This is a genomic window from Paracoccus sp. Z118, from assembly GCF_019061185.1.
Lineage (GTDB): Bacteria > Pseudomonadota > Alphaproteobacteria > Rhodobacterales > Rhodobacteraceae > Paracoccus.
Genome location: NZ_JAHQZU010000029.1, coordinates 1 through 22628, shown reverse-complemented (window position 1 = coordinate 22628; position 22628 = coordinate 1). Strand labels below are relative to the sequence as shown.

Below are 22628 nucleotides of genomic sequence, written 5' to 3'. Positions count from 1 at the left end.
CCCCCCCCCAGCTCTGCCGATATTAAAAGCAAGCGCTCGACATGGAAGTTAAGCTCGTCGCGATCCAAGGTCGCGAGAGGCAAGCTTGCCATGGCGACCACTTCCTCTGTCTCGCCTACTTCTCGCAGGGCAACGGTGGTGGCGTTTTCCCACGCTGCTGCCATGAGCTTCTTGAGGGAAGCGACACTAGGTCGAGCGCCCAAGGTTGCAATCGGAAGCACGAAGTTCACGATCGGGTTTCCTGATGTCGACCGGGAGCAGTCCTCGACCATGATGAACTCCCCCTTCGCGCTGCCCGGTCGAATCCCAATCTGCCCCGAGGTGCCGTCCAGTTCGACCTTGTATCCGGCCTCCTGAATCCGGGCCTTGAGCATGACCATGTAAGCCGGCGGCTCGACCTGCCTTTCGAGCACCTTGTTCCCGACTACCTTGATGGCTTGGCGGCGGGTCAGGTCATTGCCTGTCCGGAGGGGCTCGATCTCGACCAGCACAGGGTCTCCCGTGGACATCCGTTCTCCTACCTCGAGGACAGCTTCCATTCTCGGCGCAGGCGACTTAAGGTTTCCATCAATCCGCGAAAGCCCTGCAAAGGCGTAAACGGCTGCGGCAACCAATGCGCGTACCCGAGGTCCGATCTCCAGATTGCTTTCGAGCTCTTCCAGTCCCGAAGGCTCGTGGGACAGGATGATAGCAAGCGCCGCCCGGCGCCCGATCTTCTCACCGTCTGCCAAGCTGGGAATATCGATCTCGGCGTCGATTACCTTCTGGCATCCGCGAACCCAGGACTCTGCCTCCCCGCCGTGATCCGCCAAGCGCTCCTCGACATCAGCCAGAAATTCGCGCCGATCGAAGCCCCGCTTGCCAAAACGAGACCACAGCGCTCCGATCATCGCGGTCCAGATCGTGATGTCGACTTGCGATGAGCGAGGTTCGAGCGCAAGCAAGAGGTATCGCCCGTTTTCTAAAACGCCAGCGCCCGGTTTCTGCAGAAACTTGCAGATTGCTTCGTCGAAGATGCTTTCCGCCAAGAGCTCGACGATCCCGGCTGCGAAACCACCAAGGAAATCGAGGTCGCGTCGCCGTCCCCGGCGATCCACCGGCTCTTCTTGAAGGTTTGCAGGACGCTCGCCCGCTTCGCGAACTGGCCACTTCGTCGAGAGTTCCACTAGAGTGACGGGAACGTCGGGAAACGGATCATAGGACGCGTTGAAGTTCGCAAGAGAGGCCTCGTCCTTGAAATAGGCCGACTGCAGCTTGGTTATCCTTGACGGGCCATCTAAAAATTCCATGCTTCCAAGTTCTGGAGTCTTCTCTCCTCTTCTTTCAAAGCTAAGAAGCACCCTGTCTCCCGGTTCACCTTCTGAAATCGCCCAAGATGGAACCTCGCCGCTAAAACCGAGGAGGCCATTGCCAGCGTAAGCTTGCAGGTCCTGTGCCGCATCGCTTTTCAAAGAACCGCCAACGTAACCTGACGCCAACGCCAGAGCGAAATTGTCGGCATGGATAGGAACGAGGAATTCCCAGCTCGTTATCTTGCCATCGTTTTTCGGTTCGAGATCTGGCTTGAATTCCTGCTTATCGTCCGTCACTCGGCCGCCTCCACCACGAAATCATCGTTTGCCTCGATGGCTACTTGGAATACCCCGATGCTTTGGTCGAGTGATCCCAGCCCAACATACCGGCACAGCCTCTTGCTCGGGGGGGGAAGAAGCCGGAAAGACGCAGGCGGAGCGGCTCTCGGATCTATGTCCTTGAAAGCAATGTAGAGCTCCGAGCGAGCGCGAGAACTCATGACGTAAAGCGCCATTCGCTCATTCAGAAAACCAGAGGTGTCGACGCTCATCCCTTCCATACCGAGGAAGAAAACGATGTCGAACTCGAGGCCCTTGGCGGACTGAGTGTGCAAGAACGTGATCGTGTTCCCGCTTTCAAAATCCAGCGCCTCGTCGGTATGGGTGCCGTCTCCGCTCAGGTACATCTGCAGCCGCGGCGGCTTGGCCAGCTCACTAACTCGCATCTTGATCTGGTTATAGGCGCGCCTGACGTCCTTGCCGCCGCCATAGACGATAACACCGACCCGCTTGCTGGGATTGATCTTGGCCTTACGAGCAATGAAGTCGGCGATGTCTCGATCGTTCGCGGCGAAGACCACTTGCGGGATCTCGCCGTCAGCATCTGGGAGCTCGGCAATGCCGCTCGCGTTGCCGACTTGGAAATGCTTAGCGAACTCGGCTATGGGCCGAGTGTTGCGAAAATTCTTCTTCAAACTGAAGATTCGATCGGCGGCGGCACCGAGGAAAAGGTAGTCCTTAATATCCTTGATCCGGCTGTTCCGATTAGCCTGAAGGCGCTGGTTATCGTCCGCGAAAATCGTGACCTGTGCCGCGGTCCCATGTGATTCCAGTTGCTTCAGCATCATCCCGAGGGCCATGTACATTTTGGGTGGGAAGTCTTGCCCCTCGTCGATGATAAGATGTCCCCAGGTGAACTTCCGGCTTGCCCCGTTATGGAAGGCATTGAGCGCCTTAGCACAAATCTGGTTCCAATCGTGGGCCCAATGATCGCCGGCGACCATCGGCGGCCAAGAACCCGTCGCCCGTTTCCACCATTTCCCAGTCCAGGCATGCATAGTGCTGACGGCGACATCGGGCGCGACGTTCGACCGGGTGGAGGTGTACTTGGCCAACACTTTGTTATACATGATAACGTGCGGATCTTGCCCAAGCTTCCCGAGCTTCTGGGCGCGGTGGAAAGCCATGACTGTCTTCCCGGTACCAGGCGGACCCACGATCAAGATTGCCCCGTCGGCCGGCGCATCGCCGTAAATGCGACGCTGCTCTCGATCGAGATCGCTAAGCGAGGGAAACCGCATCTTAGACCTCGAGGACCTTGCTGAAATATCCTACCGGTTCGAGCGTACCTCGGCCGTTCTTGCGCCCGTCACCGGACACGAGAACACGATCGAGAAGCACATTCGAGAAAGTGCAACTCGTCTCCGCGACAAGCGAGCACGCGTGGCAAGCAGCGCGATTCAAACCGTCTACTCCCTGTGCGTCGAGTTCGCGGCAAACCGGGTCTCCGGAACACCATTGGCTGCGCGATACCGCACGGTAAATGACATCTTCAAGCCTTTCCGGCGCGCCCATCTCGCTTAGGCCGCCCATCGATCCCTCCGCGTCCGAGTCTGCCGTGTAAATTAGCAGGCCGGCGTACGGCTCGGAGTCGGTTCCGCAGTAGATCCGCTCTCTCAGCGAAGTTGAGGAATAGCCACAGTCGAAGGACAGCTGGTTAAGGAGAAGGTGCGCGAAACTATGAACCATGATGAAGGTCGGGTTCGCGTTGAATCCCATCCGTCCTGGCAGCCCGAGAGCCTCGGCGCCTACGAGGTGTGACTGGGTGAATTCCTCGATTTGCTCTTTGTTCTGCTCCCTCCAGTCGGCTATTGCCGAGTTGGAAAATTCCAAGAAGACTCCCTCGCCTAGCACCATCATGGCAGGCAACCAGTCAGGCTGCTGCCGTCCCAGCGAGGGCGAGATCATCGCGTGCTTCTCCGAGACGTTGCGTCGCTGGAAACCCCGGAAAGCTCGGACTTCGCGGAGCCGCTCGACCCTGACGAATCGCTCGAAGAGCTTGTCGAGGCCGAACCGTGCAGACGGCTTTTCCGGGCGTGCAATAAGCCAGCGAGAATTTTGTCCCTTTGGGTTCGTGAGAACGGGGAACTCTTGGTCGAGAATGCTTTGTTGACTAATCTCGTTCGCCGGCGGGGGAGGCGCCGCTTCGACTGGGTTCGCTCCAAGGTCAGCCTCGAAGCAAGCCAAGGCATCCTCGATGCTGATGCCGACCTCGTCTGCGCGTGCTTCGAGGCTGGGGCGGCTTGTTTGGATTGTTAGCGAAGTATCACCTCCCTGCAAGCCGACAAGCATGGTCGCCATTTGCAGGGTGTTCTGGTAGATCGCGTCGGCGCGAAGTTTTTCCCAGATGTTTTTTTCGGTGCTGCCGTCGATATCGAGCGCGGAGATCACAGAAGCGTAGTGGAGCGAGCTAGACCCGCGCGGCTCCATGTAGAGCGGTTTCGGCGCTCCGGGGTTCTGCTTATTTTCCGGGTCAACGCAAGTCGATGATTGCTCCCCGGGTTGGTGCCCGCGGCATTTCTGCGGTAGCGGCCCGTCCGCGATACCTTCTAGGTTGCCCGACGATCCGCAGCTGCAGCGGATGACCATGCTTGAAAAGTCACCGCCGCTCTTGCCAGTTACTTCGAAGTGCAACCGTGACGTTTGGCGGCTGCAAGCGCCGTGTTGCGCGGGCTCGTGGGCCCGGTGGGCCCACCAGTACCAGTCAATCTCGTCGATGTGCCCGTTGTCGCAGGCGGCAACGAACCGCATAGGCACCAAGCGGGCATTTTTGCACTTGCCGCCATCGCAGGCTGGTCTGGGAAGGCTGCCATCATCCCTGATGTTTTCCCGGTCTTTATCTTGCGTCCACCGGGTCATCTTCCGACATTCCGGGCAGAAGTGCCAATGTGGAAAGCGAAGTATGGCGACCGATTCAGTGGGCTTTCTGAGCTGGCGCGGGCGAAGCCAATTGGTAAGCGACCCAACCTCTACCTTCTCGAGATTGTAGCCCTTTGCCCAGCTTCCCGTGCCACGAACAAAGAAAGACTGGCCGTCAATCTCGCATAGCGAGCCGACACCGAAAGGGCTTATGAGCTGCGCGCTACGAATTGTTGGCTTGGGCAAGTGCCATGTCCTCCAGCGTAATTTCTTTGTCGACGTGCCTCATCGATTGCAGCGTGTGCCAACCGGCCCCGTCGATCTTCTTGTTTCCGTAGCGGACGAGCAAGTGCGGGCGCTGCTGATTGCTAGCGAAGGTATACTGGAGGCCCTCTACGGAGCTTGCCCACCCTGCCCACTCCGAGACCTTCTCGGCCAGCTTCGCCGAAATGCGGTCCCGCTCTTCGGCTTCGCGTGGCCCGTCATAGGCCTTCAACAGGCGTTCTTCGAGACGGTTGATCATGGTGGCGACCGGCTGCTCAGCGGGGTCAAACTGCTTGGCCGCCGCATTTCGCCTCAGCTTGGTGCCGTGGCGTACTACGGTCACCAGCGCCGCATGGAGCCCCCTTTCGATTGCCGGCAAGGCTCCGGGGGTCACGCTCGTCGGCTCGACGAAGCTGTAGAAGCGCTCGTGGTAGTCGCGGAAGGACTCGTAATGCGAGCGGTCCCTTGGCTTGCTGGGAGAATAGGCAGCAAAGACGAGGCCGGGCACCGCGCCGCGCCCGACCCGGCTCGTTGCCTGGATGTATTCTGCGCTGAGCTTGGGTTGACCGTTCACCATCATCATGCCGAGACGGTCGATATCGACGCCGACGGAGATGATGTTGGTACACGGGACCACGTCTATCGCGGGTTGCTCCGGCCTGTGGCGCCGCGCCAGCAGTTGCCTTGCCCTCGGGACTGGTATCTCCGCGTGGGCTTTCAGTTCAAGGACTTGGAAGTTCGATGGCCGTTCCACCGCCTCGTCCGACGCATAGACTTTCATGCGGGTCGGAATTTCGTCTCGCGTCGCGTTGACGATGCGCCCGAGTTCACGTTTGCTGTTGTGATAGGCCACGAGAGTCCAGTAGGAGTCTGCCTCGTTTGCTGTTAGCTCGCCTGCTTCCACGAGTTCGTAAGACGACTGGAGCAGCGTTGCCATCGTCCACGAGACGGCGACCGTCGATCGCAGTCCCTGTGCCATAACGCCGGCGTAAAGCCTCGACCTCTTCTTGTTGCCCATATCGAGCTTCGAGAAGAAGGAGTCCTCTGCGCGCAATCCGGGTGATGGGAAGACCATCGATGGCCTACCGTAGATCCTACGACATTGGACCGACGCGTTCCTGATGGTTGCCGTGGAAGCGATCACCTTCGGGGGCTTCCCCCCGGTTACCATCAAGGTTTCGAACGCCGCCTCGTAAATGCCTGCCAATGTCCCGAGCGGCCCCGAGATCAAGTGCAACTCATCCTGAATAACGAGCGAGGGCGGCGACCACTCCGTACCGAGCCCCAGCAGAACCCCACCGCTCTCCTTCCAGGGGATCATCGCGAACTTGTCGATGGTCCCGAGCAGGAAGGATGGGGGAGCGCGCAGTAACTGCTCATCGATGAAGTAGACGGGAAGCCCCTCGTGAAAAGCACAATCCTCCTCCGGGCACCTCGTCGTGAAGCTATTAGCCGTCGCAAAGAAACCGTAAAAGGCATCGTCAGGGCTGCCATCAGGCTTCGTTTTCTTCTCCTCGGGAACGAGCAGCGTTCCACACGACGGGCAACTCTCTATAGGGTAAGGATTCGCGTCGCGCGGCTGGCTTGAATCGAGCAGCTCCTGCGTCCTCGAAAAGGCGCCGTCATGGCTGCCCGCGAAGGAATTGGGGCTAACTTCGCCACCAACGAAAAGGCCAATCGAGAACTCCTCCTCGCCAACAGATGCATCGCCGGAAGCGGCCAATTTACGCCTTATCATTTCCATGGCACAGATGACGCCGGCCGTGCGTTGGAACTGGTCGGCGGTCAGGAAACGGTAGGTATAGCGGTTGATAACCCCGGACCCGCCGCCCGACTTCCCTTCGACGATCCGCCTCCTGAAGAGCTCAAAGGCGGAGACAAACAAGTAAGCCTCGGTTTTCCCGCCCCCAGTTGCGAACCAGATAACATCTACCAGATCACGGTCGGGAAGTTCCTCTCCTGCGAGCGACGGGAGCACGAGGAGGAAGAACGCGAGCTGGAACGGGCGCCACTGGGCGGGATTGTCATAATAATCAATCGGACCAGTCTCGGCCTTTCCGAGCGTGAAGGGTCCTTGGAGCCCGTCCTCGCGTCCTCGGCCCGTCGCGCGTCCCGCATGGGACATCGACATGAGCATCGCACGGTTCGCGAGCATGAAACAACGTGCGATTTCCGCATGGCTTTCTAGTATGCGAATGCCTTCCTTCATGCGCGCGGCACTTCGCTCGCACCGATCGATCATTCTCGCCGCATCGACTTTCAGCTCGGCATCGACGGGTATCGCAGATTGGGAAACAATCCACTCCTCGTAGAACTCTACCAGTCCCGTTAGCCGCTTGACCAACTCGGAACCTCTAAGGTCCCCGCTGGCCAGCGGCGCAATCTTGAACAAATCGTCGTCGTCGAAGGTAAGTTGTTCGCCATTGCTCGTAATCGACAGGTTATCGAAGACCGGTCGCCAAACGTGGGCGGTGGGAAGGGCCTCTGTCTGAACCCATTCGCAATAGCCATTTTCGAGCTTCCAATCAGTCGCTACGCCATGCCCCACGGCGTAGGGACGTTGCTCGCCGTAAATAACGCGAAGTTCGCGCTCCTCGTCCGTAGGCGGGACGTATCGGGCTGCCGGGTACTTGAGGATTTGCCCGTCAACGGGCTCCGCGCGAATTGACGTCTGGTAAAGAATGTCCTCGCTCGATCTTGCGTTCTTCGCCTCGTGCGCGTTGGAGAGGCTTGCGGTTAGGAGGATATCGCCGCTCGGCAAGGCTCGTGAGAGCACTACCAAGGTCGCGTGATCCTCGAGAACGAGCGTCGTTTCCATTCCGGTCGCGTCAACAACGTGCGACGATGTCTCCAATTGGCGGCGCTGCCACCGGCCAGCGGCCTTGCTTCGCCGTTTCCTTGCCTTCGTCTCAACCACCGCAACAGGCGTTTTGCCGGGTTCTCCAGAGGTTGCCTCCTCCTTAGCAATTTCAGGGCTCGCAGGCCCCTCGCTCGGCTGGATCGGGTTGTAGACAGCTGCTTCCACCGTGATCTGGACCTTGCTGCCGGGAGAAATGCACAACGACATTCCCATAGAGGCCGGTAGCATAGCGTTTGACATGCTCAGCGGATCGTCGGCATCCGCGTCCGAGGCATCCTCGGGCTCGTCGCCGCCCAGATCCGGGGAAGCCCTCTCGGCGCGCGGGAAGAGCATCCCTTGCATGTAGGCCAGACCCATCCGTCCCTCGATGAGCTCGTCCGAGTGCGTTCCACTAGGCCCGGGCTTCCCAAGGCCGGGACCGATCAGCCTGTCCCGTGTTTCGCGGAGAATTTTATTCCTGCCAAGCATTCAGTTTCCCCATTTGACCTCGTCTTGTGGCGCGACCTTGCCGGTCAATTCAGCCACAGAATCGCGCGTGGCAACCAGCGTCACGGCATGGTTTGCGCGCGAGATTGCCTTGTAGGCACTCGAGGCAAGCCCGTGCTCTTGCCTCAGCCCCGCCACGCAAACGAGCGGTCGTTCCAATCCCTTGAAGTCCTCGATCGTGGCGACGAGGACGCAATCTCGGGGTTTGCCACCCAGAGCCCGCTTGCTCAATGCTTCGGACCGCACATGCTTGGCAGAAAGGAACTCCACGGCCTTGTCGATTTCATCGCTGCTAGGCACCAACATCGCGATCGAGTTTCGGGGAAGTTGGTCATCGTCGCTCAACCACTTACGCACCGCGGCAGCTGCGCGGGGAAGAATTTCGCTTTCGGCATCGACCAGCTGCAGGTCGACGATACCGCTATCCGGCTTGCTACTTGGCCTGCCCACATCGGCACCGGCCAAGACCTTTATTGCCTCAACGATTTTCCCCGCGTTGCGAATGTTATTTTTCAGTTGTGTCGCGACTCCCTTCGACTTCAGGTAGTCGAGGCAGTCGTGGTCTACCGGAAAGCTCGGAGAAACTTGATAATTGGGATCTCCGAACCAACGCCAACGCCCGTTTTCCCAGCCTCCGGCCAGAACTCCGTCGATCTGATCAATGCATTCGAGCGAGCAAAGGTCTTGCCCTTCATCGACGACCAGGACGTCCCATGTCCTTCCCTCCTCGAAGAACTTGGGAACGTCGTCAATTGTCGCGACGGTAACACCGTCGGGCAATCCCTGGTTGCCCAGAAAGCTAGCTAGGAAACTGCTGCGGGTCAAGAAAAGGACCGAACGTCCCTCGGCTTCCTCGTAGCGTGCACACGCGGCGGCCACGAATGTCTTCCCAGTACCGGCACCGCCCGCGACGAGGATCCGCTCGTTCTCAGAGATCGCGTCGAGCTTTTCGTACTGCTCGCCCGTGAACTGGTAGAGCTTCTGCTCCACGTCGCGTAGCTGGGTATTCAGCGATGGGACTCGCTCGAAATTTGGCCTTAGAGAATTTGATATCGCCTTGACCACTTGCGGAGAAAGCTCAACCGGGTTCCTCTGCTTCGATGCCCAGTGATCGTAGGCTCGCACCAAGAATTTCTTAAAAGAATTGTGCCCCTTGCAGTCCTCTTCGTAGGCGGTGATCTCGTCTGGATGCTCGGGCAACAGCGTTGAACCATTGTTGGCGAGCCTAGGGATATCGGTGAACACCACTGCCCAACCACGCGGCACCCCGTTTAGCTCGCGATAGAACTTGGGATTGAGGTAGTTCTTCTCGAGGGAGAAATAAGCTGACTTGGCCTGCTCCGCAGGTCCTTCCTTCTTACGTTTGGTTTCGTTCTTGCGGTTGGTAAATTCCCAAATGCCGTCCCTGCACGCAACCCTACCTCCCTTGACTTCGAGAAGGAGTATCCCGCGCCGCCCAATCAGGAAGAAATCAGCCTCGCCCCATCGCTTGTATTCGTGATGAGCAATGTTGAGCGAATGGAGCGCAACATCGTACGCGCTAAAACCCACTTCAGCGAGGTATCCGAACACCCTCCTCTCAGCGGCGGAACCGCACCCTAAAATTTGTGCAGGAATTAGCTTCATATTCCCCCGAGATGCTGAGTTCCCTGAGCGCCAGTTTGGATAGGCAGGGGCTTGTTAATGACCGTGCAAGAGCTTGGTAGCCCGGCAAGTTATCTTAATCAACCGAAGTTCGCACGCTAAGCTCAGGACCCGTTGTTTTCGGGTTATGCGGGTGATGCTGAGGTGGCGAGGAGACCTTGGCACATAAGCAACCTATTCTGGCTGACAGACGAGCTGATGGCGCGTCTGCAGCCCTTCTTTCCCAAGAGCCATGGCCGTGCTCTGCCGATGACCGGCACGTCTAGTGCGAGATCATTTCATCAATCGCAGCGGGTTGCGCTGGCAAGACGCACCCAAGGAGTATGGCCCGGCGAAGACCCTCTACAACCGTTGGAAACGGCGAGGCGGCGTGGGTGTCTTCGCCCGGATGAAGGAGGGGCTTGCCGCCGCAGAGGCGCGTGGCGACCCGCTACGACAGATGCCCGAAGGTCTTCCTCTCCGCTGTCGTCCCCACCGCAACCATCATGTTCTGGCTGTGAGGACAATAGGTCCTGAGCCCAAGGTGCGCTGCTTGACATTTCCCCTGGACTTTGCTGGGCACGCGTGCCAGCGGTGGGTAAACAAAAAAGAGGGGTTCGCCCATGCTCCAGACGAACGTAGATGCAGCAACCGCGAAGGTCGTAGCACCAGTGGACACCTTGAAGGAGGAGACCGGGAAGCACCGCGTTTACTCCATGGTAGACCTGTTTGCAGGGTGCGGCGGCTTGTCGCTGGGGTTCGAGAACGCTGCCTTCACCCCTGTCTTTGCCAGCGAGCTAGACAAGGATGCGCTCTCGACCTACCTGCTCAACCGTCATCACGAGCTGGGCGGCGAGGACTTCGCGGAGAACGCAGCGCTGCACTGCAACGATGCCCACGACCTGCATGGCCCGCGGCTTGAGCAACTTATCTCTGACCTAGCCGGCATCCGCGAGATAGGCTTCCGCTTCGACGGTGGCGCGCGGGAAGAGAGCGGCGCCGGCAGCACGCTCGACGTGCTCACGGGCGGCCCGCCATGCCAAGGCTACTCCGGTATCGGGATACGGCGCTCCTACGCCGTGGATCGCAAGGAGATCCCCTCGAACCATCTTTACGGCCGCATGGCGCAGGTTATCCGCCGCCTACGTCCCCGGGTTTTCCTCTTCGAGAACGTCCGGGGGCTGCTCAACGCGCGCTGGACGCGCGAGGAGGGCGACCTGATCTTCCCGGAGGTGAAGGCCGAGTTCCGCAAGATCCCTGGGTACGAGGTACGCTGGTCCTTGGTGTACGCGAAGGATTACGGCGTTCCGCAGAACCGGCCGCGCGTACTGCTTGTTGGCATCCGCAAGGACATCCTCGAAGCTTGTAGCTTCCTAGATCCTCGCGCAGACGCCGAGGACGCGGTGAAATGTGGCTTCCTCCCTGCACCGGAAACCGGAAGCTTCCCCGACCTTTGCGACCTGCTCGGCGATCTTGTTGATCCGAAGGTGCCCGGCATCCTGCGGAATGGTAAGTTTTCTCCCGGTCCATTCGAAACGACGACCTACCCGCGTCCTGCCGAAACCGACATCCAGAGGAAGCTTCGCTCCGCTCCGGCCTGGGCTCCTAGCCAGAGCGTGACGCTGACCGAGCAGGAATACAGCAAGCACAAGCGAGAAGTGGTCGACAAGTTCGACTACATGCTCAAGCACGACGGGGAAATCCCAGAGCAATACCAGACAAAGAAGTTTTCCCAGAGAGTCCTGAAAGAGCGCTGGGGGAACGGGGAGCCAAATATCACGGCGACGTCGCTGCCCGACGACTACGTGCACTATTGCCAGCCGCGCATCCTCACGGTTCGAGAATGGGCACGGCTCCAGCTCTTTCCCGACTGGTACCGCTTCGCGGGAAAGCGCACGACCGGGGGCTTGCGCCGGGCTGGAAATCCGCGAGAGGGCTTGTTCGAGCGCGAAGTGCCAAAGTACACCCAGATCGGCAATGCCGTCCCGGTAGGGCTGGCCGAGAAGGTTGGAAAGCACTTCAAGGCGATCCTTGACGAGGCATTGAAGCCGCAAGAACCTTGAGACCATGCCATTAAGGACATTAACAGGCGTCGAGCGGCAAAGGCTTAGGAGACTGACGGCGGCGTCTGTTGATGTAACCCTCGTCCAACCAACCCGGACAGGGTTGGAGAAGTCCATCCTTGATGCAACGGCTCCCGTCCGTAACTTTCTTCGCGAGCGGGACCTGCATGATTACGACACGCAAGGGCAGGGTGCGGCCGAGAACGGCGTAAAGCTAGGGGCAACGCTTCTCTCGGCAGGCGCGGCATTCAACTCCACGGCCTCGCTTTACCGGCCCAAGACAAAAAAGGGCGACCCGAGGATCTGGTTCACGGGTCTCCCGGACTACGCCGATCCGGACGACATGATCGCCATCACGTCGCACGAGGGGCAGTTGTTCCTCGTCAACCTCACGCGAGTAGATGTCGAACACGTCCTCGACGTACAGCGCGCTGGCCCGCTCTGGGAAGTAGTCCAGGCCATCAGCATGGCAGCACAGTCTGTCGCCCACGAGTTGCTGGCCAAGCTTCGCAAAATCGCGGCGGCTGGCCTTGTCCCGTCGGTCATGGCTGCGCGCGCTGACACGGCCATAGGCCGCACCTTGGAAACCGCCCTCGGGATCGCGATCAACTCGAAACGCGAGCCGGACTACAAGGGGATCGAGCTGAAGTCCTACCGCCGGGCGGCCTCTGCCTCGCGCGAGAACCGGAAGACGCTCTTCGCGCAGGTCCCGAACTGGAAAATCAGCAAGTTCAAGAGCAGCCGCGAGATCCTCGATGCCTTTGGCTACCAGCGCGACAACGAGTTCAAGCTGTACTGCACTGTCAGCACTCGAAACCGCAACTCGCAGGGATTGTCCTTCAAGCTAGACGAGGAAGCAGGCCTTCTAAACGAGTGGTCCAGCAAGGCAGAGATAGGTGCGTTCGCCTCGTGGATAATGAAGGACTTGCGAGCCTCGCTTCTTGCCAAGCACAACGAGACATTCTGGATCAGCGCAAAGGTTCACGAGGTCAACGGGCATGACCACTTCGAGTTCAGGGACGTGATCCACACGCGGAAGCCCATTCCATCCCGGTTCGACATCCTGGTCGACCAGGGAGAAATCACCATGGACCACCTTATCAAGCGCAACGCCAAGGGGCGTGTCTCGGAAAAGGGCCCCCTGTTCAAGATCACCGCCGCCTCTCTTCCGCTCTTGTTCCCTCCAAGCCAGACCTATGCGCTTGCGTGAGGTCCAGAACCAAGGCGACGGTCTTACGCGAAGTGACAAGCTTAGGCTAACCCGTCTTCGCCATCACCTGCTGGACTGGTACGCGCAGCATGGCCGAGCCCTGCCATGGCGCAGCGAAGCTGCTTCTACCTACGAAAAGATCTGCGTGGAGGTTTTGCTCCAACGCACCCGCGCCGAGACCGTCGCCCGCGTCTACCCGACCTTCTTCGGGCGCTTCAAGGACTGGTCAGACATTGCAGTTGCCGACGTTACAGAGCTCGAAGAGTACTTTCGGCCTATTGGCCTTTGGCAGCGCCGCGCACGGTCGATCAAGGGCCTGGCGACCTACGCAGCAGCTCGGGATGGCCTCTTTCCATCTACCCCGGAAGGGTTGGCCGTCGTTCCCGGCGTTGGCCAGTACGTCGCGAACGCCATCCTGCTCTTCCAGCATCGACAACCCCGCCCCTTGCTGGACGTGAACATGGCCCGCGTGATCGAGCGATACGTTCGCCCGCGCCGCCTAGCCGACATCCGGTATGACCCGTGGCTGCAAGCGGCTGCCCACTGGTTGGTTCGTGGCGATCACCCCGTCCTTGTCAACTGGGCGACTCTGGACCTGGCAAACGCCCTATGTCTTTCGGGAACGCCGCGCTGCGGCTCATGCCAGCTTGAAGCACGCTGCCGAAAGGCTAGTCCCCGCCCCTCTCTCTGAAAAATCTCCAGCTTCTGTTTGCCCGAAAACAGCTGCCCTACGCTGACGTTGATGCAAGCGATCCACGATTGGGGCTCCGCAGCACCCAGTATGCAGCTTGGTGCTCACGGGTCCTTTGTTCCGGCCGATTAACTAAGCACGCCTTCTTCGGCAACAAACCTACTCAGAGCCTGCGAGATATCTGAGCCAACCCAACAACACCCCATCTTGTGCGCTTGCCCAAGCTAAATTTACAGATTACCAGTCTTGAACCTGCAGACTCTCACTATGACCAAAGGGCGGTCAGAGAAAAGGTCAGTCAGGCCAACGCGATTGATAAAACACATATGAGGTCGAGCGCTTTCCATGACGATCGAAACTTACCGCGCAATAGTTATGGACAGCCTCGCGAACAGCGCAAGCTTTCAGGGCAATTGGGCGGTTCACCGCCCTGCAATCATGGCCGCAACAGGAAATTTAACAAATGCCGGGGATATTCTAGGACTTGGCTCGCACCTTAGCAGGCTGTTTGAGCTAAGAAGGGTACCTAATAACCGGAACAACGCCGCCGTCTCCCAAGCGGGTAGAGCTTGGGAGGATCTTGTAATTACTTACTTGAATATAGTATTCTCCGGTACTAATGCAATCGCCATGAGGACTATAAGAGCCCACTGCCCTCAGGTGTTTCGAGATGCCACATCTATCTGGTATGGGAACGCTAAGACTAATACCGAAGCAGATGTGTGTGTAGCCATCTTCCCTGAAGACTTCCAATTTCCCGTAGCCAGGCGAGGTTTTATAAATAGACTTAATCAACTAATTGGCCCAGCTATACATAACATTCGTTTTGGAATTGTCCAGTGCAAGACCAACTGGAATGATAACGCCCAAATACCTATGCTCTGGGATATGGTCTACCGTGCCAACCACCACCAAGGCCAAGGAGTGGTAATTGGAACCAATGGCTACAACATTGGGAATTTTCTAGGAAACAGAATATCCTATTCTTTCGTTACGGTTCCTACACAGAACAGCCCTATTCTTCCAAATTCAATGCCTGTCAATCGGGTGGCAGCCTTGTCGGGAGGGAATTTCTGGGGGAGACCTAGCGTTCCAAACGTTGCGCAGTCCATTTCCGAGATCTTCAATAGAAATTTTCGAGATGCCTTTGCGCCAAACAGTGTAGTGGCATCTATCACACAAGCTATAAATGCTGGATACCTAGCCTGGGTCCATGCTCTCTAAGCATATAGAACCATGATAGAAAAGAATGCTGGCAGCAATTTATCAACATGCTTCGCTGCCCGTAGCCTCAAATAGATAAAGCAGAAGTGGTCTAAATCTACAGCTCGTAATCGTCGCCCCGATCCCTGTCCTTCCTGCGTTCTCTTACCCTGTCCCGCTTCGGCTCGCGCTCCTCTTTCTCCTGCTCGTGCTCGTCACGCGTGACCTGCTTCGTCTGCGCGAGCACCGCCTGCAGCCGGTCGCGAATGCTCCGCGCCTCCGGCGCGGGTGCTGAAGCATCTGCCTCAGGCTCGGCCTGCTCCACCTCTCGCCCGAGGATGCGCCCAAGCTGGGCGCGGATGTCGTCCGGCTCGGGCCCCGGTCCGGTCTCCTGCGCCACCTCGGCCTCTCGGCGTTCACTCCCCCGGTCCAGGATGTGCGCTAGCCGCTCCCGGATGCTTCCCGTCTCCAGCGCAGACGCGTGCTCGGAGGACACCTCTTCCCCGTGCTCCCGGTCGATCGCGTGCTTCTGCGCGGCGGCCCGGAGCGCCGCGAGGCCGGCCGTCACCCGGTCCGCGCCTTCCTCGCGGGCGTGAGCGTAGGTTTCGCGTGCCAGCTCCACCCGCGCCCGCAGCTCGGCCATGAGCGCGCGCTCCTGCCGCGCCGTCTGCACCCCCGCGCCCCGCTCCGTAACGGGCGCGTACTCCCGCCCCTCCAGCTCGGCCGCGCGCGCCTCGCGGCGCTCGATGGCGCTGGCGGCCGGCCCGAGCTTCGGCTCCGGAACGCGGTCGAGCTCCTCGGCCTTGAGCTCGTCGCCCTGCGCCAAGGCGGCCTCGCGCTGCACGGCGAGGCTGCGGTGATCCACACGGATCTCGTGCCCCTGCCGCTCCAGGGCCGCGTTCTGCAGCTCCGCCCACCGGGCGCGCATCACTTCGATCTCGGGCCCGCCGGTCGCCTTGGCGTCGAGCACCCGGGTCTTGTCGGTGAGCCCCTCGGCGGTGAGCACGCGGGTGGTTGTGAGGACATGGGCGTGATGGTTCCGCTGGTCGCCGTCGCGGTGCGGGGCATGGATCGCCACGTCGGCCGCCACCCCGTAGCGGCTGACGAGCTCGGTCGCGAACCCCGCCACCAGCAGGCGCCGCCCCGCGGCGTCGAGCTCGGCCGGAAGCGCCAACTCCCACTCGCGGGCGGTGACGCTGTTGGAACGGGTCTCGCGCGCCTCGGCCGCGTTCCACAGCGCCTGCCGATCGCGCGTCCAGTCCGGCGCATCGTCGGGCGCGAGGATGAAGGCCTCCTCGACGCCGGCCTTGCGGCTGTAGTCGTGCACGCGGCCCTCGCGCTCACAGGCGATCTCGCAACCGGCGCGGTAGGCCGCCGCCGCCGTGGCCGAGCGCCCGGCACTGCGTTTGATCGTCTTCACGCTGAGGTGGTAGCTCGCCACGGCCGCTCACCCGCGCCCAACGAGGCGCGTGGGGAGCCCGGCCGCGCGGCGAGCACCGCCGAAGGAGGCCGCAAGCGCGCCAAACGCAACGAGCGCCCGGGTCCCGCCACCGAGTGGGGCCCTGCACGCGACCCGCGTGCATCGGCTGCGGCGTTTCCGGCAGCGCGCCGGTCGGCCCGGAGCCCCCATGAGGCGCAGGGCCGGCCGGCCGCCGGGCGCGACGCTGGCCGGTGCTGCCGCGAAAGAGCGCGATCCAACCGCGCAGGTTGGCCTTGGTGGGTGCGGGAGGGCGGGACGCGCCTCCTGCTGCCTCGGCATTAGCCGAGGCATGGGGCCGCTGTCGGCGGGGGGACCTTCCCCCCGGGAGATCGCACGCAAACTGAAAGTTTGCATAAGTGCGCCCTTCTCTCTTCCGTTCGTCGGGTGAACGCTACCGATTGAGCTCTTGGCAGGCAACTCTCCTCTTGGCAGAGTACCCCGCAACCAGAACCAGAACGAGGGATGTCCGATGGCCGAGACCGAGCTCGAACGGGCCGAGAAGCGCTACGCCCAAGCCAAGGCGAGGCTTCAGGCGCTGAAGAACCGGGAAGCCGCCCGAGAGCGCAAGATCGACGCCCGCCGCAAGATCATCCTCGGTGGCGCCCTCGTCGATCTGGCGGGACGCGACTCCAACGCCGCCGCCATGCTCGACCGCCTCCTGCGCAACCTGCCCCGCGAACAGGATCGCAAGGCCTTCGAGGGGTGGAGCCCGGAGGCGCGTGTCCCCGGGAACGAGGGTGGCACGCCCCCTCCCCCCTCCCCCATCCGGTCCTGACGGCAGCGCATGATCCGCACCGTCTTCAGCCTCCTCGTCCTCGTGGGGTCGCTGGCGATCGTCGTGCCCTGGGCGCTTCTCATGCTGATCGTGGGGCTCTTCATCGCCACCTTCCTCATCACCCTCGGCTTCACGCTCGGGCAGATGCTGATCTTCGGCGCGGCGACGATCGACGAACCCAACTCCCTGTTCGGATGGCTGGGCTATGCCCTCTGCCTGCTGGTGGCCTGGGCCTTCACCCTCTCGGTCTGGGCCGAGCGTTTCGGCATCGCCCGGCTGTTCGCCCGCACCGGCGACAGCCACGGCTCCGCCCGCCTCGCCTCGAAAGCCGAGCGCCGCGATCTCGCGAAGAGCGACGACGGCCTCCTGATCGGCCGCGATGCCGACAGTGGCCGGCTGCTGCGCTACGACGGTCCCGCGCATCTCCTGACGCTCGCCCCGACACGGGCCGGCAAGGGCGTCGGCACGGTGATCCCGAACCTCCTGCTGGTGCCCCGCCCGATGCTGGTCATCGACCCCAAAGGCGAGAATGCCCGGATCACGTACGAGGCGCGCCGGAAGCTCGGCCCGGTCCATGTCCTCGATCCCTTCGGCGTCACCGGCCTGCCTTCCGCCGCCTACAACCCCCTTGCCCGCCTCGCGCCCGACAGCCTCGATCTCGGCGAGGACGCTGCTTCGCTGGCCGAGGCGCTCGTCATGGACCCGCCCGGTGAGTCCGGCGATGCCCACTGGAACGAGGAGGCGAAGGCGCTGCTCGCCGGCCTGATCCTCTTTGCCGCCGTCCACGAGGCCGCGGACCGCCGCACGCTCGCCTCGGTGCGCGAGTACCTGACCCTGCCGCCCGAGAAGCTCCGCGCGTTGCTGGCGCTCATGCAGGAGAGCACCGGCGCCGGCGGGCTGATCGCCCGCGCGGCCAACCGCTTCCTCGGCAAGGCCGATCGCGAGGCCGCGGGCGTGCTCTCCAGCGCGCAGCGCCACACCCACTTCCTCGACAGCCCGCGCATCACCACCAGCATGGCGCGGTCGGATTTCGCCTTCGCTTCGCTGCGCCACGAGGTCGTGTCGGTGTTCCTGGTGCTGCCGCCGAACCGGCTGGATGCCTACAGCCGCTGGCTGCGCCTCCTGGTCGGCCAGGCGCTGGCGGAGATCGCCCGTGACGCGGAGACGGCCCACGGTGCTCCAGGAGCCGCGCAGAAGGCTACAGGAGCCCCTTCAGGACCTCTGGAGGGGTCTCGGGCGTCCAGAGAGGCCCGGAGCGGGCCGCAGGCGGCCACAGGGCCGCTGAAGACCCCTGCCCTGTTCCTGCTCGATGAGTTCGCCGCCCTCGGCCGCCTGGAGGCGGTGGAGCGCGCCATGGGGCTGATGGCCGGCTACGGCCTCCAGCTCTGGCCGATCCTGCAGGACATGAGCCAGCTCCGCGCGCTCTACGGCGCCCGCGCCAGCACCTTCATCGCCAACGCCGGCGTGCTCCAGACCTTCGGCGTCAACGACTACGAGACGGCGAAGTGGCTCAGCCAGCTCATGGGCCAGACCACGACGGGCTACGCGACAACCAGCCACCGCGCCGGCGATCCGCCCTCGACCACGCATCAGCTCACCGGGCGCGACCTCCTGACCCCCGACGAGATCATGCAGATGCCCGCCTGGGCTCAGCTCCTGCGCGTGCAGGGCCGGCCCATGATCGTAGCGGAAAAGATCCGCCACTACGCCGATCCCGAGTTCAAGGGCCTCTTCCCCCCGCACTCCCCCTGACAGGACCGCACTCCCGATGCCCGACACACCACCACCTGCCCTGTCCGATGTCGCCTTGCGCGAAACCCTCGATCTTCTGGGCCAGGTGGTGGCCAGCATGTCGGCGCGCCTCGACAGTCAGGGCGAACAGATCGAGGCCCTGGTCGAAGCCGTGGAGAAAACCCGCAGTGCGGCGAACCGCACCGAACAGCAGACCGACCCTGCCGCCTATGCCCGGTTCATCGGTAGCGAGGTCGAGAAAGTGCTCGACAAGGTCCTCGATGAATTTGCCGGTGCTGTCCTGACGATCCGCAAGGACCATGAAACTACCGCCGCCCGGTTGAAGGAGCTGGAACAGGCGGAAGAGGCGGCGCTTGAGCGCTTGCGGCGAGATCTGGACGCGGCTGTACGTTGGCGCAGGCGGGTGCCTTGGGTCTGGGCGGGAGCGGTCTTCACCGCTCTCGCGCTGACGGTGATCCTGAGTGCTTTGTTCTAGGCAGCTCGCTTGGCACAATGCGACGGAGCCCCTAGAGAGGGTTAGAAGTCTGTTAGAGTCAGAGTTACGAGATTCACGCTGAGCCGGAAGTATTTGATTAATATTCATAATATGACTATTTGACAGACGCGGCGGTGTGCAAAGTGACGAATCTAGGTGTGCAAAGTGACGAATCTAGGTGTGCAAAGTGACGAAAGGACAGCGGGACTTATCCACAGGTAGCTAGTGGGTGAAGTGACGATAGTGCGTTATGGTGTGTGAAATGACGAAGATTTTGTGGTGTGCATGTGAGTGACGTGGCGAACGAACGCTCTCCTCTCCTGCCTGATCGGCATCCGCAGCGTGACCTGTTCGTATGCGATATCGTGGATGCTGTTCCCAAGGGCGACATGTCCTCAATGGAGCATCCTGTCTTCTCACTCTCGACTAAGGCCGACATGCGTCCTCGTCGGTACGAGCGTGGCGGCAACTGGATCGAGATTTCGCCTTCCAGATATGGGCTCGCCACGGTCCACGACCGGGACGTACTGATTTACTGCATCAGCCAATGCATGGGCGCTCTGAACGAAGGCCGCAAAGTCGCCCGTACTCTTCGCTTCAAAGCGCACGATCTTTTGGTCGCGACTAACCGGCAGACCTCGGGACGAGGCTATGACCTGCTAAAGGACGCCCTGCGGCGACTGCAAGGCACGCAGATCGAAACGAACCTTCGCCAGAGCGGTAAGGAGTACTTCAGGGTTTTTGGCCTCATCGACTCCGCCGAAATTGTACGCGAGACCCGCGACGGGCGTATGCTCGATGTGGAGATTACCCTGTCAGATTGGGTGTTCGACGCTATCGAGAACAATCATGTTCTGACCCTGAACCGGCGGTACTTCTTCCTGCGCAAGCCGCTAGAACGCCGCCTTTACGAGCTCGCTCGGAAGCACTGCGGGCAGCAGCAGGAGTGGCGGATTGGCCTGAACACCCTCCGGGAGAAGTGTGGCTCCGGCTCATCTCCCAAGGAGTTCAAGCGCTTGGTCAGCAAGATCATCGATGATGATGCGCAGCACGACTACATGCCGGACTACGCCCTGACTCTCGATGATGAAATTGTGGTGGTCCGTCCGAAGAAGGAGGCGGTTCAGATACCCCCGCCCCTCTCTTCTTCAGTAAGCCTGCGGATCGACCCCGACAGTTATGACAAAGCGAGGCAGCTCGCGCCCGGATGGGACGTGCATGTGCTGGAAAGCGAATGGCGCTCGTGGGTGATGGAGAAGGGCATCACCGTGAACAGCCCCGACGCGCATTTCCTCGGCTTCTGTAAGAAGCGCGGCCCTTATTTGCGCTAGGTTGAGCATGCTTGCATGCAACAATGCAAGGCGCCTTTGATGATAGCATCATAGTATGCGTCGCGGCTAACATGAAAGCATGCTAGCATGCGCCAACAACAAAAATAAGGAGCAGTGACCATGACCTACATAATCGGGATGGTGTCCCAGAAAGGCGGGGTCGGTAAGTCCACCCTCGCCCGGATGATGGCGCGGGAGTTCGTCTCCGGCGGCATGACGGCAAAGATCGCGGACCTCGACACGCAGCAGCAGACCTGCACGAATTGGGCCGGCCGGCGCGCCGAGAGCGGCGTGAAGCCCGAGCTTCAGGTGCAGAGCTTTGCCAGCGTGAAGACGGCGCTAGAAGACGCGGCGCGCTTCGACGCCCTAATCTTGGACGGCAAGCCGAACGCCTCCGACCAAACGCTTGAAATCGCCCAAGCCGCGGCCCTTGTAGTGATCCCCTCGGGACAGACAATCGATGATTTGCACCCCGGCGTGGTGCTGGCGCACAGCCTGCGCAAGAAGGGGATCGCTCCCGAGAAGATCGCCTTCGCCATGTTCAAGACCACGGGAAGCGACCGCGAGAACCAGGCGGCACGGCAGTATCTGGTCGATGCCGGTTACACGGTGCTGGACGGTGACGTGCCGGTCTCGACAGCCTACGGCTCGGCCTCGGACATAGGAAAGGCGATCACCGAAACCTCGTTCCGCACGCTTAACAGCCGCGCCGCGACCCTGGCGCAAAGCGTAATCGACAAAATGGCGGAGCTTCAGGAAAGGCAGGTCGCGTGATGGCAACGGACCTTGCAAAGCTGAAGAAGGGCAAAGGGACGCCGCCACCCGCGGAAGACGCCCCCGATGTGATCGCCGAGAACGGGCGAACGGACGAGAAAGCGGTGCTGCGCCCGCTACAGGTTCGGATTCCGGCAAACGTTTTCGAAGAGTTCAGCGAGACGGCAGGGCGGGAGTTCGGCTTCACCCACGGCGCGAAAAAGCAACTCTTCCTGAAGATGTGGAAAGCGTACAAGGCGCAAAGCAATCAAGCATGATTGCATGCAAGCACTGCGCTCGATGGCGTCAGGCAAAGCCGCGAAATCGTAGAGTGGTGCACAGCATAGCTCCGCGCGATTGCCGTGATGCTCTCGCCCGCCTCGCGCCTCCTACGGGCTTCCCGCTGCTGATGAGGCGTTAGCTTCGGCCGCCGGCCCATCTTGCGCCCTTCCGCCTTAGCCCGGGCTCGCCCTTCGCCGGTTCGAGCGCGGATCAACTCGCGCTCGAACTCCGCCAAGCCCGCCAGCACCGTGAGCATGAGCCGACCATGAGGGCTCGTCGTGTCGGCCCACGGGTCACCCAAGGACCGGAAGGCGGCACCTTTGTCCGCCAGGGCGCCCAACACGTTGAGAAGGTCACGCGTGGAGCGCGCGAGCCGGTCCAAACGCATCACCAGCACCACATCGCCGGGACGCACCTCTTTGAGGAGCCGCGCAAGTTGCGTGCGGTCGCGCTTGGCGCCCGAAGCGGTTTCGCGGAATACTTGGTCCGCGCCCGCAGCCCTGAGGCTTTCCACCTGCGGCCCGAGCGCCTGACTATCGGTGCTCACCCGCGCATAGCCCAAAGTACGGGGCAGGGCGGTTGTAGATGGATCATCTTGTGCACGGGACATATGCACAGACTAAGCTACTGTTCCGCTTGGGTCGAGCCGGCTGTGCGTAATTCAAGATTATTGCACGATAGAATGGCTTGCCCTGCGAGGAACAGCGTTTCGTGCTCGAATCACTGCCAAGCGGCGCTCACTCGCGGTTGTGACGGAAAGAGCATCCTGCACGAAGCAGCCCTGCATCTCCGTTCCGCGAACCGGGGGAAGCATGGCATCGCCCTTGGACCCGCACTTATGAGTCCGCAGCCTAGTTCTTGACGCGCCGCCCCTTGCGCTTCCCCCCCCC

At 61.0% G+C, this 22628-nt stretch carries 17 protein-coding genes and 1 pseudogene; 11 read left to right on the top strand and 7 right to left on the bottom strand.

The features are described from left to right. The 5 genes from KTN05_RS15205 to KTN05_RS15185 form a co-directional block, all read right to left on the bottom strand. On the bottom strand, positions 1 to 1589 hold a 1589-nt coding region (locus tag KTN05_RS15205; RefSeq protein ID WP_217330236.1), incomplete at its 3' end, for a hypothetical protein. Then, positions 1586 to 2872, bottom strand: a complete 1287-nt coding sequence (locus KTN05_RS15200; protein WP_217330235.1) for an AAA family ATPase — start codon at positions 2870 to 2872, stop codon at positions 1586 to 1588. The genes KTN05_RS15200 and KTN05_RS15205, both read right to left, overlap by 4 nt. A 1-nt stretch (position 2873) precedes the next feature. Continuing rightward, positions 2874 to 4736: a DUF1998 domain-containing protein gene (gene drmB / locus KTN05_RS15195; protein ID WP_217330234.1), complete on the bottom strand. Its 1863-nt coding sequence runs from the start codon at positions 4734 to 4736 to the stop codon at positions 2874 to 2876. After that, positions 4714 to 7971: a helicase C-terminal domain-containing protein gene (locus tag KTN05_RS15190; protein WP_217330233.1), complete on the bottom strand. Its 3258-nt coding sequence runs from the start codon at positions 7969 to 7971 to the stop codon at positions 4714 to 4716. The genes drmB and KTN05_RS15190 overlap by 23 nt, the downstream gene beginning before the upstream one ends. Positions 7972 to 8082: 111 nt before the next feature. Then, on the bottom strand, positions 8083 to 9726 hold the full coding sequence (locus tag KTN05_RS15185; protein WP_254368264.1) for a nuclease-related domain-containing DEAD/DEAH box helicase: 1644 nt from the start codon (positions 9724 to 9726) through the stop codon (positions 8083 to 8085). Positions 9727 to 9909: 183 nt separating this feature from the next. On the opposite strand from KTN05_RS15185, the pseudogene KTN05_RS15180 reads away from it, so the two are divergent. The 5 genes and pseudogenes from KTN05_RS15180 to KTN05_RS15160 form a co-directional block, all read left to right on the top strand. Continuing rightward, positions 9910 to 10157, top strand: a pseudogene (locus KTN05_RS15180) (transposase); the annotation flags it as partial. A 189-nt stretch (positions 10158 to 10346) separates the two neighbouring features. Beyond that, positions 10347 to 11786, top strand: coding sequence for a DNA cytosine methyltransferase (locus KTN05_RS15175; RefSeq protein WP_254368263.1), 1440 nt, complete (start codon positions 10347 to 10349; stop codon positions 11784 to 11786). A 103-nt stretch (positions 11787 to 11889) separates the two neighbouring features. Beyond that, positions 11890 to 12996: an MvaI/BcnI family restriction endonuclease gene (locus tag KTN05_RS15170; protein WP_217330230.1), complete on the top strand. Its 1107-nt coding sequence runs from the start codon at positions 11890 to 11892 to the stop codon at positions 12994 to 12996. Next, on the top strand, positions 12989 to 13687 hold the full coding sequence (locus KTN05_RS15165) for a hypothetical protein (RefSeq protein ID WP_254368262.1): 699 nt from the start codon (positions 12989 to 12991) through the stop codon (positions 13685 to 13687). Before KTN05_RS15170 ends, KTN05_RS15165 begins: the two co-directional genes overlap by 8 nt. Before the next feature lie 345 nt (positions 13688 to 14032). Continuing rightward, positions 14033 to 14911: a hypothetical protein gene (locus KTN05_RS15160; RefSeq protein ID WP_217330228.1), complete on the top strand. Its 879-nt coding sequence runs from the start codon at positions 14033 to 14035 to the stop codon at positions 14909 to 14911. Positions 14912 to 15008: 97 nt separating this feature from the next. Here the strand turns inward: KTN05_RS15160 and mobQ are convergent, their stop codons facing one another. Beyond that, positions 15009 to 16331: a MobQ family relaxase gene (gene mobQ / locus KTN05_RS15155; RefSeq protein ID WP_217330227.1), complete on the bottom strand. Its 1323-nt coding sequence runs from the start codon at positions 16329 to 16331 to the stop codon at positions 15009 to 15011. Between the two features lie 508 nt (positions 16332 to 16839). On the opposite strand from mobQ, the gene KTN05_RS15150 reads away from it, so the two are divergent. From KTN05_RS15150 to KTN05_RS15125, 6 genes are all read left to right on the top strand, one after another. Then, positions 16840 to 17145, top strand: a complete 306-nt coding sequence (locus KTN05_RS15150) for a mobilization protein (protein WP_254368261.1) — start codon at positions 16840 to 16842, stop codon at positions 17143 to 17145. 222 nt (positions 17146 to 17367) lie between these two features. Further along, positions 17368 to 18897 carry a type IV secretory system conjugative DNA transfer family protein gene (locus tag KTN05_RS15145; protein ID WP_371823388.1) on the top strand — a complete coding sequence of 510 codons (1530 nt, stop codon included), beginning with the start codon at positions 17368 to 17370 and terminating at the stop codon, positions 18895 to 18897. A 16-nt stretch (positions 18898 to 18913) separates the two neighbouring features. Beyond that, positions 18914 to 19372 (top strand): hypothetical protein, encoded by a 459-nt coding sequence (locus KTN05_RS15140; RefSeq protein WP_217330226.1) that lies wholly within the window; start codon positions 18914 to 18916, stop codon positions 19370 to 19372. A 296-nt stretch (positions 19373 to 19668) separates the two neighbouring features. Next, positions 19669 to 20703, top strand: a complete 1035-nt coding sequence (locus KTN05_RS15135) for a replication initiator protein A (protein ID WP_371823387.1) — start codon at positions 19669 to 19671, stop codon at positions 20701 to 20703. A gap of 120 nt (positions 20704 to 20823) precedes the next feature. Further along, positions 20824 to 21477, top strand: a complete 654-nt coding sequence (locus KTN05_RS15130; RefSeq protein ID WP_217330224.1) for a ParA family protein — start codon at positions 20824 to 20826, stop codon at positions 21475 to 21477. Next, positions 21477 to 21734, top strand: coding sequence for a hypothetical protein (locus KTN05_RS15125; protein WP_217330223.1), 258 nt, complete (start codon positions 21477 to 21479; stop codon positions 21732 to 21734). The genes KTN05_RS15130 and KTN05_RS15125 overlap by 1 nt, the downstream gene beginning before the upstream one ends. Here KTN05_RS15125 and KTN05_RS15120 read toward each other — a convergent pair. Next, positions 21725 to 22348, bottom strand: a complete 624-nt coding sequence (locus tag KTN05_RS15120) for a recombinase family protein (RefSeq protein WP_217330222.1) — start codon at positions 22346 to 22348, stop codon at positions 21725 to 21727. The genes KTN05_RS15125 and KTN05_RS15120 overlap by 10 nt on opposite strands. Between the last annotated feature and the right edge of the window lie 280 nt (positions 22349 to 22628).

What these genes read in the sequence shown, in the direction of transcription:
- KTN05_RS15200 (WP_217330235.1), bottom strand. Translation starts at nt 2,872, where the DNA reads ATGCGGTTTCCCTCGCTTAGCGATCTCGATCGAGAGCAGCGTCGCATT.
- KTN05_RS15190 (WP_217330233.1), bottom strand. Translation starts at nt 7,971, where the DNA reads ATGGGTCTGGCCTACATGCAAGGGATGCTCTTCCCGCGCGCCGAGAGG.
- KTN05_RS15185 (WP_254368264.1), bottom strand. Translation starts at nt 9,726, where the DNA reads ATGAAGCTAATTCCTGCACAAATTTTAGGGTGCGGTTCCGCCGCTGAG.
- KTN05_RS15175 (WP_254368263.1), top strand. Translation starts at nt 10,347, where the DNA reads ATGCTCCAGACGAACGTAGATGCAGCAACCGCGAAGGTCGTAGCACCA.
- KTN05_RS15160 (WP_217330228.1), top strand. Translation starts at nt 14,033, where the DNA reads ATGACGATCGAAACTTACCGCGCAATAGTTATGGACAGCCTCGCGAAC.
- KTN05_RS15150 (WP_254368261.1), top strand. Translation starts at nt 16,840, where the DNA reads ATGGCCGAGACCGAGCTCGAACGGGCCGAGAAGCGCTACGCCCAAGCC.
- KTN05_RS15140 (WP_217330226.1), top strand. Translation starts at nt 18,914, where the DNA reads ATGCCCGACACACCACCACCTGCCCTGTCCGATGTCGCCTTGCGCGAA.
- KTN05_RS15130 (WP_217330224.1), top strand. Translation starts at nt 20,824, where the DNA reads ATGACCTACATAATCGGGATGGTGTCCCAGAAAGGCGGGGTCGGTAAG.
- KTN05_RS15125 (WP_217330223.1), top strand. Translation starts at nt 21,477, where the DNA reads ATGGCAACGGACCTTGCAAAGCTGAAGAAGGGCAAAGGGACGCCGCCA.
- KTN05_RS15120 (WP_217330222.1), bottom strand. Translation starts at nt 22,348, where the DNA reads ATGTCCCGTGCACAAGATGATCCATCTACAACCGCCCTGCCCCGTACT.